Origin of the sequence: Acidovorax sp. 69 (assembly GCF_002797445.1) — a bacterium.
Classification (GTDB): Bacteria; Pseudomonadota; Gammaproteobacteria; order Burkholderiales; family Burkholderiaceae_C; genus Acidovorax.
The window spans coordinates 1,658,657-1,671,021 of the sequence record NZ_PGEP01000001.1 but is presented as its reverse complement, the minus strand read 5'-3'; the positions used below and the strand labels follow the sequence as shown (position 1 = coordinate 1,671,021).

14 protein-coding genes are annotated in these 12,365 nt (G+C 61.2%); 2 read left to right on the top strand and 12 right to left on the bottom strand.

The window, feature by feature from the left end; all coding sequences use genetic code 11:
* Positions 1 to 592: 592 nt before the first annotated feature.
* The 8 genes from fabF to CLU85_RS07630 form a co-directional block, all read right to left on the bottom strand.
* Complete coding sequence (fabF, locus tag CLU85_RS07665) at positions 593 to 1,837, bottom strand: beta-ketoacyl-ACP synthase II (protein WP_100409746.1); 1,245 nt, start codon at positions 1,835 to 1,837, stop codon at positions 593 to 595.
* Between the two features lie 47 nt (positions 1,838 to 1,884).
* On the bottom strand, positions 1,885 to 2,124 hold the full coding sequence (gene acpP / locus CLU85_RS07660; RefSeq protein ID WP_044397886.1) for an acyl carrier protein: 240 nt from the start codon (positions 2,122 to 2,124) through the stop codon (positions 1,885 to 1,887).
* Positions 2,125 to 2,227: 103 nt separating this feature from the next.
* A complete protein-coding gene (gene fabG, locus CLU85_RS07655) occupies positions 2,228 to 2,974 on the bottom strand; it encodes a 3-oxoacyl-ACP reductase FabG (protein ID WP_100409745.1) in 747 nt (248 codons plus the stop codon).
* Entirely contained in the window at positions 2,971 to 3,921 is a 951-nt protein-coding gene (fabD, locus tag CLU85_RS07650; protein ID WP_100409744.1) for an ACP S-malonyltransferase, read from the bottom strand. The genes fabG and fabD overlap by 4 nt, the downstream gene beginning before the upstream one ends.
* A 60-nt stretch (positions 3,922 to 3,981) precedes the next feature.
* Positions 3,982 to 4,959 carry a beta-ketoacyl-ACP synthase III gene (locus CLU85_RS07645; RefSeq protein WP_100409743.1) on the bottom strand — a complete coding sequence of 326 codons (978 nt, stop codon included), beginning with the start codon at positions 4,957 to 4,959 and terminating at the stop codon, positions 3,982 to 3,984.
* Positions 4,960 to 6,012 (bottom strand): phosphate acyltransferase PlsX, encoded by a 1,053-nt coding sequence (gene plsX / locus CLU85_RS07640; RefSeq protein WP_100409742.1) that lies wholly within the window; start codon positions 6,010 to 6,012, stop codon positions 4,960 to 4,962.
* A 107-nt stretch (positions 6,013 to 6,119) separates the two neighbouring features.
* Positions 6,120 to 6,302 carry a 50S ribosomal protein L32 gene (rpmF, locus tag CLU85_RS07635; RefSeq protein ID WP_005794249.1) on the bottom strand — a complete coding sequence of 61 codons (183 nt, stop codon included), beginning with the start codon at positions 6,300 to 6,302 and terminating at the stop codon, positions 6,120 to 6,122.
* Positions 6,303 to 6,411: 109 nt separating this feature from the next.
* Entirely contained in the window at positions 6,412 to 6,960 is a 549-nt protein-coding gene (locus tag CLU85_RS07630) for a DUF177 domain-containing protein (RefSeq protein WP_100412423.1), read from the bottom strand.
* Positions 6,961 to 6,985: 25 nt separating this feature from the next.
* On the opposite strand from CLU85_RS07630, the gene CLU85_RS07625 reads away from it, so the two are divergent.
* Positions 6,986 to 7,585, top strand: coding sequence for a Maf family nucleotide pyrophosphatase (locus tag CLU85_RS07625; protein ID WP_100409741.1), 600 nt, complete (start codon positions 6,986 to 6,988; stop codon positions 7,583 to 7,585).
* 154 nt (positions 7,586 to 7,739) lie between these two features.
* Positions 7,740 to 8,516, top strand: a complete 777-nt coding sequence (locus tag CLU85_RS07620; RefSeq protein WP_100409740.1) for an SAM-dependent methyltransferase — start codon at positions 7,740 to 7,742, stop codon at positions 8,514 to 8,516.
* A gap of 253 nt (positions 8,517 to 8,769) precedes the next feature.
* Here CLU85_RS07620 and CLU85_RS07615 read toward each other — a convergent pair whose 3' ends face one another.
* From CLU85_RS07615 to CLU85_RS07600, 4 genes are all read right to left on the bottom strand, one after another.
* Positions 8,770 to 9,816, bottom strand: a complete 1,047-nt coding sequence (locus tag CLU85_RS07615; protein WP_100409739.1) for a S49 family peptidase — start codon at positions 9,814 to 9,816, stop codon at positions 8,770 to 8,772.
* Between the two features lie 92 nt (positions 9,817 to 9,908).
* Positions 9,909 to 10,286: a Rieske 2Fe-2S domain-containing protein gene (locus tag CLU85_RS07610; protein ID WP_100409738.1), complete on the bottom strand. Its 378-nt coding sequence runs from the start codon at positions 10,284 to 10,286 to the stop codon at positions 9,909 to 9,911.
* Between the two features lie 28 nt (positions 10,287 to 10,314).
* Complete coding sequence (locus tag CLU85_RS07605) at positions 10,315 to 10,989, bottom strand: HAD family hydrolase (RefSeq protein WP_100409737.1); 675 nt, start codon at positions 10,987 to 10,989, stop codon at positions 10,315 to 10,317.
* A 19-nt stretch (positions 10,990 to 11,008) separates the two neighbouring features.
* Positions 11,009 to 12,019, bottom strand: a complete 1,011-nt coding sequence (locus CLU85_RS07600) for an RluA family pseudouridine synthase (RefSeq protein ID WP_100409736.1) — start codon at positions 12,017 to 12,019, stop codon at positions 11,009 to 11,011.
* Between the last annotated feature and the right edge of the window lie 346 nt (positions 12,020 to 12,365).

Sequence of the window (12,365 nt, the reverse complement as noted above, 5' to 3'; positions counted from 1 at the left end):
GTTTGGCGCGCGAATATACCGCACGACGCATGTCAACCCAACGTTCTGGCTGACTTGAACGCTCCAGCCAAAGCCAAGTTTGGTGATGCCCCAAAGGAAACGCACACACCCAAAGATGGCCTTGCAAGTCGAGAATGACTTCCGGTGGACGGGAAAGTGCCCAGAATATTTTCCCGTGCTGGTCATCCTCCACGGTCCAGGCCTGCCCGTCCCACCGTAACACCCCCTCTAACTGGTGCCACCAGAAATGCAACACGCACGCCGCCACCACGAGCCACAGGCAACCTGCGGCGATCCCGATCCCAGAGGGGTATCTTGCGCCCCCCAGGAACCAAGCCACCAGCACACCAGCCCCAGCCAACAGCAAGCCAAGAAGAACAGCACCCAAGACAAAGCTGCGCCGCAATGGGTATTGCACCGCCGGGGGAAGCCGAGTAAGCCGGGTCATTGGATAACGACGGCCATCAAGTCAACAAGACAGGCTGAGTGAGGCGCTCCGCCGTGCAGCAGCCGAAGGCAGGCGCCCTGAGAGCTCGGCGGACGCAGTCCATGGGCCGCTCACGCCGCGAAAGAGGCGGCGCAGCCAGTGGAATCAGACGCGTTTGAAAACCAGCGTCCCATTCGTGCCGCCAAAACCGAAGTTGTTTTTGACAGCCACATCAATCTTCATGTCACGCGCCGTGTTGGCACAGTAATCCAGATCACACTCAGGATCCTGGTTGAACAGATTGATGGTAGGTGGCACCTTTTGCTGATGCAGTGCCAGAACGGTGAAAACACTCTCGATGCCACCTGCACCACCGAGCAAATGCCCCGTCATGGATTTGGTAGAACTGACAACGGTCTTGTAAGCATGGTCGCCCAAAGCTGCCTTGATCGCGTTGGTCTCGTTCAGGTCGCCCAGCGGGGTCGAAGTGCCGTGGGCATTCAGATAGTCCACCTGATCGGCGTTGATACCCGCATTGCGCAAAGCACTGAGCATGGCCCGGCGGGGGCCGTCCATGCTGGGTGCCGTCATGTGACCGGCATCCGCACTCATGCCAAAACCGCTGAGCTCAGCATAGATTTTGGCGCCTCTGGCTTTGGCGTGCTCATACTCTTCGAGCACCATGACGCCGGCACCTTCGCCCAGCACAAAACCGTCACGGTCCTTATCCCAGGGGCGCGATGCCGTCTGAGGATCATCATTACGGGTGGACAACGCACGCATGGCGGCAAACCCACCGATGCCGAGCGGAGACACTGTGGATTCCGTGCCGCCGGCAACCACCACATCCGCATCCCCGTACTCGATCATGCGGCCCGCTTCTCCAATGCAATGCAAGCCTGTTGTGCAGGCTGTCACCACCGCAAGATTCGGCCCTTTGAAGCCGAAACGCATGGACACATGACCCGCCACCATATTGATGATGGAGGCTGGCACAAAAAATGGCGTGATGCGCCGTGGCCCACGGCTGACCAGCTCCGCATGGGTGTTTTCAATCAGCGGGAGGCCGCCAATGCCAGAGCCGATCACGCACGCAATGCGTGTGGCAAATTCTTCACTGAGCGCCTCGCCAGTCGGCAGACCGGCGTCCTGCACAGCCTGCGCGGCGGCAGCGATGCCGAAATGAATGAAAGCGTCCATCCCGCGCGCATCCTTGGCGCTGATGTACGACTCCAGGTCAAGACCTTTGATCTCCCCTGCAATTTTGCAGGAAAAGTTCGACGCATCGAACTTGGTGATGAGATCAATGCCGGACTTTCCGGCAAGGAGATTGGCCCAGGAATCGGCCACCGTGTTGCCCACGGGGCTGACGCAACCCAGGCCGGTCACGACGACGCGACGACGGCTCATGCGTAAAAACCTTTTGCTGATCGCTTGAGTCAGGCGCTGGGCGCTGCTCAGGCCTTCTGGTGGTTGTTGGCGTAGTCGATGGCGTTTTGCACCGTCGTGATCTTCTCGGCGTCTTCATCCGGGATCTCGATGCCGAACTCGTCTTCCAGAGCCATCACCAATTCCACCGTGTCGAGCGAGTCGGCACCGAGGTCTGCCACGAAGGACTTTTCATTGGTGACTTGGGACTCTTCCACACCGAGTTGTTCGGCAATGATTTTTTTGACGCGTGCTTCGATATCGCTCATGGTTTCCCTCTGGGGGTTGTGAATGAATCCGCGATTCTAGCCGCTTAAGGGGAATCCCCTCAGCAGCCCGCCGTCCGGATGAACCGGCGTTAACTTGTCTCAATTACATGTACATGCCGCCATTGACGTGCAACTCCTGCCCCGTCACATAGCCAGCCTCGCGCGAAGCCAGGTAGGCCACCGCGTGTGCGATGTCTTCGGGCTTGCCCATATGCCCCAAAGGGATCTGCGCATTGAGGGCTTTTTGCTGTTCTTCGGGCAGTGCAGACGTCATATCGGTCTCAATAAAACCAGGCGCCACGCAGTTGACCGTGATGTTTCGACTGCCCAGTTCGCGGGCCAACGCACGGGTCATACCAGCCACGCCCGCCTTGGCTGCGGCGTAGTTGGCTTGCCCCGGATTACCAGACGCCCCTACCACGCTCGTGATGCTGATGATGCGCCCGAAACGCTGCTTCATCATGGGACGAATTGCAGCGCGGCTCACACGGAACACGGCCTTGAGATTGGTGTCCAGCACCGCATCCCAATCATCGTCCTTCATGCGCATGGCAAGCGTGTCGCGGGTAATTCCTGCATTGTTGACCACCACATGCAAGCCACCCAGCTGCTTGACGATGGAGTCCATCAGCGCCTCGATGGCAGCGCCGTCGTTCACATTCAAATTAGCGCCACGGCAGCCAGGATAGGCCGCCAGAGCCTTGGTGATGAGCTCCGCACCCTCGTCCGTGGTGCCCGTGCCCACGACCTGGTAGCCCTTGATTGCAAGCTCCAGCGCAATCGCCGCGCCAATACCGCGCGACGCGCCAGTCACCAGCGCCACTAGCGCTGTCTGGGTGGATTCCGTCATGCCAACAACTCCCGGGTTTCAGCCAAGGTGGCCGTGTCAAACAACGCCGCACCAACCAGCTCCGGGTCAATGCGCTTGGTCAGGCCCGCCAGCACTTTGCCTGGGCCACTTTCAATCAGATGGGTCACGCCACGTGCCTTGAGCGCGTGGACACACTCCACCCAGCGCACCGGGCCAAAAGCCTGGCGGTACAGCGCATCGCGAATCGCGTCGCCGTCCTGCTGCACTGCAACGTCCACGTTGTTGACCACAGGGATCTGGGGCGCGGCAAGCACAACATCGGCGAGCGCCACGCGCAGTTTTTCGGCTGCGGGCTTCATCAGGCTCGAATGGAAGGGCGCCGACACCGGCAACAGCAGCGCGCGCTTGGCGCCCGCAGCCTTCAGCACTTCGCAGGCTTTATCCACACCCGCCTTGGAACCTGCAATCACCGTCTGCGCCGGGTCATTGAAATTGACGGCTTCAACCACTTCCGCCGAGCCCGCTCCAAAAGAAGCCAGCGCCTCGGCACAACCAGCAACCACCTTGGATGCGTCCAGACCCAAAATCGCCGCCATGGCACCGGTGCCTGCGGGCACGGCTTCCTGCATGGCCGCGGCACGCAAGCGGACCAGTGGCGCAGCTTGGGTCAACGTGAGTACGCCGGCCGCCACCAGGGCTGAATATTCTCCTAGCGAATGCCCCGCCAAAGCTGCCGGCGCAGCACCGCCCTCGGCGCGCCAGACACGCCATGCGGCAACACCCGCCACCAGCATCACCGGCTGGGTGTTGGTGGTCATGGCGAGCGCCTCTTTGGGGCCCTGCTTGATCAAGCCAGCGACGTCTTCACCCAAGGCATCTGATGCTTCTTGCAGGGTCTGCGCCACCACAGGGTGATCGCCCCAACCGTCAAGCATGCCCACCGACTGGGAGCCCTGCCCCGGAAAGACAAATGCAAAAGACTTCATGAAAAATCCAGAAATATGAATGAAATTAGCCTATAGCGCTTATTCAAAAAGCGCCGATAGCTATAGTTTCAGGAGCACTGCACCCCAGGTGAAACCGCCACCCACTCCTTCGAGGAGCAGCGTTTCGCCTTTCTTGACCTGGCCTGTGCGAACCGCATGGTCCAGCGCCAGCGGAATGGAGGCCGCAGAGGTGTTGCCGTGTTGATCCACTGTGACCACCACCTTGTCCATGGACATCTTCAGCTTGCGGGCCGTACTTTGCATGATGCGGATGTTGGCCTGGTGCGGAATCAACCAGTCAATGTCAGCCTCGGTCAGCCCCGCCTTGGCAAGAGCGGCATGGGCAGCTTTTTCCAGCACGCCCACCGCCAGCTTGAAGACCGCCTGGCCGTCCATCTTGAGCACAGGATCGCCCAACACCTGCCCACCCGACACATTTCCCGGCACGCACAGGATGTCGACATGCTTACCGTCCGCATGGAGGTCGCTCGACAAAATGCCGGGCGTCTCCGACGCCTCCAGCACCACGGCGCCAGCGCCATCACCGAACAACACGCAAGTGGTGCGGTCGTTGAAATCCAGAATGCGGCTGAATACTTCGGCGCCAATGACCAACGCGCGGTTGGCGGCACCCGTCTGGATCATGGCATCTGCCACCGACAAGGCATACACAAAACCACTGCACACAGCTTGCACATCAAACGCTGGGCAGCCATTGGCACCCAGCTTGTTCTGCAAGATACAAGCGACTGACGGAAACACCATGTCTGGCGTAGACGTGGCGACGATGATCAGGTCAATGTCGGTGGGCTGCAGCCCGGCCGCCTGCAAGGCATTGCGTGCGGCCTCCAAACCCAGATCGCTGCTGGTCACATCGGGCGCGGCAAAGTGGCGCGCCCGGATACCCGTGCGCTCCACAATCCATTGATCCGAGGTTTCGATGCCGCGTTGGCCCAGTTCGGCCACCAGATCGGCGTTGGTCAGCCGGCGGGGAGGCAGATAACTGCCGGTGCCGGTAATGCGGGAATAGCGTCTCATCTAGTGTGTGGTCGCCGCCACGCCAGGCTTGGGCTGGGCATCTGCGGGCACCAGGAGAGGCGCCGCATGCGCAATCCGGGTCCGGACACGGTCGAGCAAGTTGTTGCGGGCTGCATCATACGCCCGGTTCAACGCCTGCTCGAATGCCATGGCGTCGGCCGATCCATGGCTCTTGAACACCAGTCCGCGCAGACCCAAAAGCGCTGCGCCGTTGTATCGACGGTAGTCCATGCGACTCATCAGTGCTTTTAGAACCGGATAGGCGACGATGGCTGCCATTTTGGTGAAGATATGGCGAGAAAACTCAGCCTTCAGCCCGCCAATGACCATAGACGCCACACCCTCGCTCGCTTTCAGCGCGACGTTACCTACAAAGCCGTCACACACCACGATATCGACGGTTCCTTTGAAAATGTCGTTTCCCTCAACATTTCCATAGAAATTCAAATCACCGGAGTTGGCCGCTGATCGAAGCAATTCGCCGGCTTTTTTTATAACTTCGCTGCCTTTGATCACTTCTTCGCCAATGTTGAGCAGGCCCACAGTGGGCTCATCCACATCTTTGAGGACCGAGACCAGGGCTGAACCCATGACAGCGAACTGCAGCAGGTGCTCTGCCGAGCAATCCACGTTGGCCCCCAGATCCAGTACCGTGGTGGCACCACCTTGGGCGTTGGGCAACTGCGTGGCAATGGCCGGGCGGTCGATACCATCCAGCGTCTTGAGCAAATAACGGGCAATGGCCATCAATGCGCCAGTGTTACCAGCAGAGACAGCCGCAGACGCGGTTCCATCCTTGACTTGCTGAATCGCCACACGCATCGAAGAATCCTTCTTCCTGCGCAGGGCGACTTCCACAGGATCGTCCATGGCCACCACTTCGGAGGCAGGAACAATGGTGGCACGGTCGTGCGAAAACGCCTTCAGGCTATCCGGCAGGCCGACAAGCAGCAGACGGGCTTCAGGGTGGTGGTCGAGAAACTGGCGGCACGCCGCGAGCGTGACGCGGGGGCCATGGTCGCCCCCCATGCAGTCAACAGCCAGTGTGATCATGGGCGACTTGTCCGGCCGGCCAAACAGGCCGAAAGATAAATACGACGGTCAAAACAAAGGCCCGCGCTACATTTTTTGTAGCAACGGGCCTTTGGATGGGGCGAAAGTCAGGCTTCTGACTTGTTCTTCAGCACCTGGCGGCCACGGTAAAAACCGTTGGGGCTGATGTGGTGGCGCAGGTGCGTTTCACCAGTAGTAGGTTCCACAGCAATGCCTGGCACATTCAGGGCATTGTGCGAGCGGTGCATACCGCGCTTGGAAGGGGACTTTTTGTTTTGCTGAACGGCCATGATGGCTCCTGATCTTGAGTAGGTTGGTAAAAACGCGATCAGCCCAAAAGACACGATGGGGTTCGCGTGAAGCCCACGATTATAACCCAAATGATTTTTGGACTGCCAATTAACCCTTGTCGTCCTTACGCAGCGCAGCCAAAGCAGCAAAAGGATTGGGTTTTTCAGCATTGGCCTCCTCGAAATCCTCATCCGAAGAAGCCAGCGGCACGGAGGTGGGGCATTCGTCGTGCTTGGGCACAACCGGCAGGGCCATCAGCAGCTCGTCTTCAATCAGTTCGTGCAGATCGAACTCGCGGCTCATGGCCAACAGGTCTTCCTCGCTCTCATCGTCCAGCGCCTCAGCGGTGGCCTCATCTGCCACAAAGCGGAACTCACGCTCCACCGCCAAAGGCACATCCACAGGCGTCAGGCAACGTTGGCATTCCATAGGGAAGCTCGCTTGCACCTTGATATGCAGCCACACCTGCCCCATACCGCCCAGCGCGGTACGCACCTCACCCACAGCCTCCCAATCCACCAGCAGATCGGGATGCAAGCCCTTGGCCTCCTGGGCCAGGCGTTCGTACTTCAGCAATGAGTCGTGGCCCGACAGTCGGCCACCCGCCTGTGCAAAGGCTTTCACATCCAGGCGTTGAGCGGAGAATTCCTTGGTCATGGCGGCAGTGTAAGAGAATCGGCGCATGCATCAATCCCCCTCCTTGCAACGCCGTCTGGTATTGGGCTCCACCTCGCGCTACCGGCGTGAATTGCTACAGCGGCTGAACCTGCCTTTTGACGTCACGGCCCCGAATGTGGACGAGACACCCTTGCCCGGAGAAACCCCGCGCGCTCTGGCCCTGCGCCTGGCCCTGGCCAAGGCGCGTGCCGTTGCGCAACAACATCCCGAAGCGGTGGTGATTGGCTCTGACCAGGTGGCAGACCTTGCAGGCGAACCGCTGGGCAAGCCGGGCCAGCACGATCACGCCGTGCAGCAGCTGCGCCAGATGCGCGGCCAGACCGTGGTGTTCCAGACCGCGCTGGCCGTGGTATGCGCCGCCACGGGCTTTGAGCAGGTGGACCTTGCCCCAGTGGAGGTCCAGTTCCGCGACCTGTCTGACGAAGAAATCGAGCGCTACCTGCGCGCCGAACAGCCCTACGACTGCGCGGGCAGCGCCAAGAGCGAAGGCCTGGGCATTGCGCTGCTGGACGCCATCCACAGCGACGACCCCACGGCACTCATCGGGCTGCCGCTGATCCGTACATGCCGCATGCTGCGCGCGGCGGGGCTGGTGCTGCCATGACGAAGCACTCACTGAGTCGCTTCGCGCCCTCCCCCTATCCTCTGAGAGGGAGACACACCCAGTGGCCCGGCCTAGCCAGATCCACGGGTGCACTGGCCTGCGCTGCGTCGGCTTCGCTGGCCACGGCTACTGCGCAGCGCAATGGAGGCCAACGATGAATGCGAAGACCGGCACGCTATACCTTGTTCCCGCCCCCCTCGACTTTGGCTGCGACACCCAGGCCGCCCTGCAGGATGCCCTGCCCTCGGCCACACTGCAGACCGCTGCACGCCTGACCCACTGGGTGTGCGAGAACGCCAAGAGCACGCGCGCCTACCTCAAGCGCATCGACGCACTGCACCCCTTGGCCGCGCCTCTGCAGCAGCAGCAGATCACCGAACTGCCGCGCGAGGTCCACAAGAAGGGTGACCATGGCGACAAAGGCTCGGCCCCGTTCGACGCACGCCCGCTGCTCGCGGCTGCATTGAATGGCCACGACATGGGCCTGGTCAGCGAAGCGGGCATGCCCGCTGTGGCCGACCCTGGCTCGTCGGTGGTGCGGGCCGCGCACGACCTGGGCCTGCGCGTGGTGCCACTGGTAGGACCGGTATCGCTGCTGCTGGCCTTGGCGGCCAGTGGCCTCAATGGGCAAAACTTCGCCTTCGTGGGCTACCTGCCGCAAGACGGGCATGAGCGCACGCAGCGCATCAAGGAGCTGGAGGGGATCGCGCTGCGCACGGGACAGACCCAGCTTTTCATCGAAACCCCGTACCGCAACCCGGTACTGTGGCAGGCCCTGGTGCAGACGCTACAGCCCCACACCCGCCTGGCACTCGCCAGCGGGCTGACCCTGCCGGACGCCCGCGTCCAGAGCCAACTGGTGCGGCAGTGGAAACAGCAACCCGCGCCGCCAGACAACCGCACGCCCGTAGTGTTTGCACTGGGGAGATAGGACTCCCGGGCATTGGACTGAAATTTGTATCGCTACGTATTTCATAGCTATCAAGGCGTATAACATCAGCGCACCAAGCCAAAATGCCTTCCAACCAGGCAGCAGAAGCCCCAGAGCCACCATCGAAGCACCACGCGGCACGCGCTCATAAAAAAACCCCGGGGAGATACCTCTGCCCAGGGTTTTGGATGGGAGTCTGCGATCAGTCAGACCATCGCGAAAATCGCCGGGCCTGTCGGCTCTTCGCGGCGTTTCAGCGCAACTGGGGGCCCGACACAGCCATCGACTTGACGGCCCCCATGCCCACAGCCGCACCAAACCGCTTGGCCAAGCGCTCAGCCACGTTGTCACGGCGGGTGTAATCAATGATGTCCTCGGCCTTCACCACTTCGCGGGCCACGTAATCGAGGTTGCCCAGCTTGTCGGCCAGACCCATTTCAACCGCCTGCTGCCCCGTCCAGAACAGGCCGCTGAAGGTGTCGGGGGTGGTCTTGAGGCGGTCGCCGCGCCCGGCTTTCACCGCAGCAATGAACTGCTGGTGAATCTGGTCCAGCATGGTCTGCGCATAGGCACGCTGCTTCTCGGTCTGCGGACTGAAAGGGTCGAGGAACCCCTTATTCTCTCCGGCCGTGAGCAGGCGGCGCTCCACGCCCACCTTTTCCATGACACCGGTGAAGCCGAAGCCGTCCATCAGCACGCCAATACTGCCCACGATGCTGGCCTTGTCCACATAGATGTCATCGGCAGCAGCCGCAATGTAGTAGGCGGCCGACGCGCAGGTTTCCTCCACCACCGCGTAGATCGGCTTGTTGTGCTTGGCCTTCAGACGCACGATCTCGTCGTTGATGATGCCGGCCTGCACGGGGCTCCCGCCGGGCGAGTTGATGAGCAGCACCAAGGCTTGCGAGCCCTCGTCTTCCAGAGCACTGCGCATGGCCGCCACGACAAATTCAGCACTGGCGTCGGCCCCCGAGGCGATCTCGCCCTTGATGTCCACCACCGCTGTGTGCGGCGCACTTTTGCTGGCACTGGGTGATGCCTGGCGCAAGGCCACAAACGCCACAGCGGCAATCAGCACCAGCCAGGCCAGCCGAAAGAAGATCTTCCAGCGACGGCTACTGCGTTGTTCGTTGAGGGCAGAGAAGGCCAGCTTTTCCAGCGTGGCGCGCTCCCAGCCGGGTTCACGCGATGAATCGCTCACAGATGCTCCTGAATTAGTAGCTGCTTGCGCCCACAGGTCGGGCGCTGGATTGTTTTTAGAGTCAAAACCCGAAGATCCGGGCTGTTGGGGATCGGTCATGTCATGCGTCCTGGGCACCACAGCGCTGGGGCCCGCGCGTCGCGCTGGCTGGCACCAGGCGGCAGCACATTAGGGTAATTCATCTGGATTTTCTAGAACTCTACGGGTTGCAGGTTGTAGGCAGTATGCCAGCGCACCACCCCCCCGTTTTCCGCCAGGGCAATTTTCACCAAGCCTCCCCGACAGGGGCCCCCAGCGCACTGGCCGGTGCTGGGCAGGTAGGCAGCGCCATGCGTAGCGCACAGCAGCCATTGGCCGGTGTCGTCAAAAAACCGATCCGGTTGATAGTCCATCTCCATGGCCACGTGCGTGCAGCGGTTCAGATAGGCATGGGGCACGCCCCGGTAGCGAATGGCAAAGGCCCGGCAGGTCTGGCCCGCGTAGTGCACATCAAACGGCACCGCCGAGCCACCATCGACAAGGTCAGAACTGTTGCACAGCGCAATGGACTGCTCGGGAAGTGTTGTCATGGGCTCGTCCTCACTCCAACGCCGCACTTCAAGCGTTGTGCAGCAACCAATCGTGCAACTCACGCACCGAATGGGCCACGCACAGCGGGTTCAACACATGGAACGCGTCGGGCTCATGGGCCCCATAGCTCACCCCCACACTCGCACAACCGGCATTGACAGCCATCTGCAGATCATGGGTCGTGTCGCCAATCATCAGAAGGCGACCGGGCGGTACGTCGAAATCCGCCATCAACTCCTGCAACATCAACGGGTGAGGCTTGCCAGCGGTTTGATCGGCCGTGCGCGAGCCATCAAAAACACCCTTGAGTTGCACCGTATGCAGCGCTTCGTCCAGCCCGCGTCGGCTTTTTCCCGTGGCCACGGCCAGCAGGTGGCCACGCTCGCGCAGGTCTGTCAGAAGCGGCAACACACCGTCAAACAGGCTCAGGTCATCCTGATGCTGGATGTAGTGAAAGCGGTAGCGGTTGCCCAGTTCGTTGTATTTCTCGGGCGGTACATCCGGGGCGGCATGGGCCAGTGCCTGCGTCAGCGCCATGCCAATCACATACGACGCCTCCTTGTCGGTGGGCACGGTGCCACCCACGTCACGCACCGCCGCCTGGATGCAGCGCACGATGATGGCGGTGGAGTCGAACAGGGTGCCATCCCAGTCAAAGGCAATGAGGTCAAAGCGGCGCGGGCGGAAGGTTTTGGCGGGCATGGGTTTCGTTCATGCCTTCTCAGGCGGGGGATACAAAATCGGCCAGTTCGGGCGGCAACTCGGCATTCAAAGCCACCCGCTCACCCGAGGCAGGGTGATTGAACTGTAACCGCCAGGCATGCAAGAACATGCGCTTCATCCCCAGCTTCTGCAGGCGCTTGTTGAGGTCAAAGTCGCCGTATTTGTCATCCCCCACGATCGCGTGCCCCTGGCTGGCCAGGTGTACGCGGATCTGGTGGGTGCGGCCTGTTTTGATGGTCACTTCCAGCAGCGACATCGCGGGCAGGCCTTGCGCCGTGCGCGCAGGCACCGCACTGCGCACCTTGACCAACGTGATGGAGCGCATGCCGTCCGGGTCGTCGGCCGTGGTCACCCGCACGCGGCGCTCACCGTCTTCCTGCAGGTACTTGTGCAACGGCAGGTCGATGACCTTTTTGTTGGGGGGCCAGGCGCCCATGACCAGCGCCAGATAGGTCTTGCCGGTCTCGCGTTCGCGGAACTGGTCTTGCAAGTGAGTGAGCGCTGACCGCTTCTTGGCGACCAGCAGGATGCCCGAGGTGTCACGGTCCAGCCGGTGCACCAATTCCAGGAATTTGGCGCCCGGCCGCGCCTGGCGCAGTTGCTCAATCACTCCAAAACTCACGCCGCTGCCGCCGTGCACCGCCACACCCGCAGGTTTGTCGATGGCAATCAGGTGCTCATCTTCGAGCAGGATGGGGAATTCGCGCGCAGGCGCCGGGCGCTCGGCCTTCTCTGCCACTTTGTCAGAGACGCGCACGGGCGGCAGACGCACCAGGTCTCCCGTCTCCACGCGCGTGTCGGCACTCACCCGGCCTTTGTTGATGCGCACCTCGCCGCTGCGGATGATGCGGTAGACATGCGTTTTTGGCACACCTTTCAAGTGGCGTATCAAAAAGTTATCAAGCCGCTGGCCTGCAGAGTCTTCGTCGACCTCCACCAGGCGGACTGCCGGAGGGCTTGCTGCTGCGGTGCGGTCGGATGGCGGTTTGGCCCCTATAATGTGTTTCACCTGCGCGTTGTTGTGTAAGTGGTTGATTTGTCTGGAGTTTAGTCCACACAACCCTTGCACTGGCGCAGGAAGGTCGATGCCAGCGGGCGTCGTGCACGCAGATTGCAGGCCAGATGCCTGTGGTGGCCAGCACGCAGCACGGCGGACTGACAAATTGAAACACTGATACGGAATCCCCCAAGCTGGCAGATGCTCTCTACCCGAGAGCGGTCTGCCAGCGGATCGAAGCGAGCATGTGGTTGTTGATGGCATGGATGATGACCTTGTGGCGGAGGCTGCGGCCTTTGGCTGCACGCTCAAAATCGCCCTCAGCGCACAGCCAGCAAGCGCAATCAGCTACTCTTTT

Excerpts from the sequence above, each read along its gene's own strand:
- fabF (WP_100409746.1), bottom strand. The coding sequence starts at position 1,837 with ATGAGCCGTCGTCGCGTCGTCGTGACCGGCCTGGGTTGCGTCAGCCCC.
- acpP (WP_044397886.1), bottom strand. The coding sequence starts at position 2,124 with ATGAGCGATATCGAAGCACGCGTCAAAAAAATCATTGCCGAACAACTC.
- fabG (WP_100409745.1), bottom strand. The coding sequence starts at position 2,974 with ATGACGGAATCCACCCAGACAGCGCTAGTGGCGCTGGTGACTGGCGCG.
- fabD (WP_100409744.1), bottom strand. The coding sequence starts at position 3,921 with ATGAAGTCTTTTGCATTTGTCTTTCCGGGGCAGGGCTCCCAGTCGGTG.
- CLU85_RS07645 (WP_100409743.1), bottom strand. The coding sequence starts at position 4,959 with ATGAGACGCTATTCCCGCATTACCGGCACCGGCAGTTATCTGCCTCCC.
- plsX (WP_100409742.1), bottom strand. The coding sequence starts at position 6,012 with ATGATCACACTGGCTGTTGACTGCATGGGGGGCGACCATGGCCCCCGC.
- rpmF (WP_005794249.1), bottom strand. The coding sequence starts at position 6,302 with ATGGCCGTTCAGCAAAACAAAAAGTCCCCTTCCAAGCGCGGTATGCAC.
- CLU85_RS07630 (WP_100412423.1), bottom strand. The coding sequence starts at position 6,960 with ATGACCAAGGAATTCTCCGCTCAACGCCTGGATGTGAAAGCCTTTGCA.
- CLU85_RS07625 (WP_100409741.1), top strand. The coding sequence starts at position 6,986 with ATGCATCAATCCCCCTCCTTGCAACGCCGTCTGGTATTGGGCTCCACC.
- CLU85_RS07620 (WP_100409740.1), top strand. The coding sequence starts at position 7,740 with ATGAATGCGAAGACCGGCACGCTATACCTTGTTCCCGCCCCCCTCGAC.
- CLU85_RS07615 (WP_100409739.1), bottom strand. The coding sequence starts at position 9,816 with ATGACCGATCCCCAACAGCCCGGATCTTCGGGTTTTGACTCTAAAAAC.
- CLU85_RS07610 (WP_100409738.1), bottom strand. The coding sequence starts at position 10,286 with ATGACAACACTTCCCGAGCAGTCCATTGCGCTGTGCAACAGTTCTGAC.
- CLU85_RS07605 (WP_100409737.1), bottom strand. The coding sequence starts at position 10,989 with ATGCCCGCCAAAACCTTCCGCCCGCGCCGCTTTGACCTCATTGCCTTT.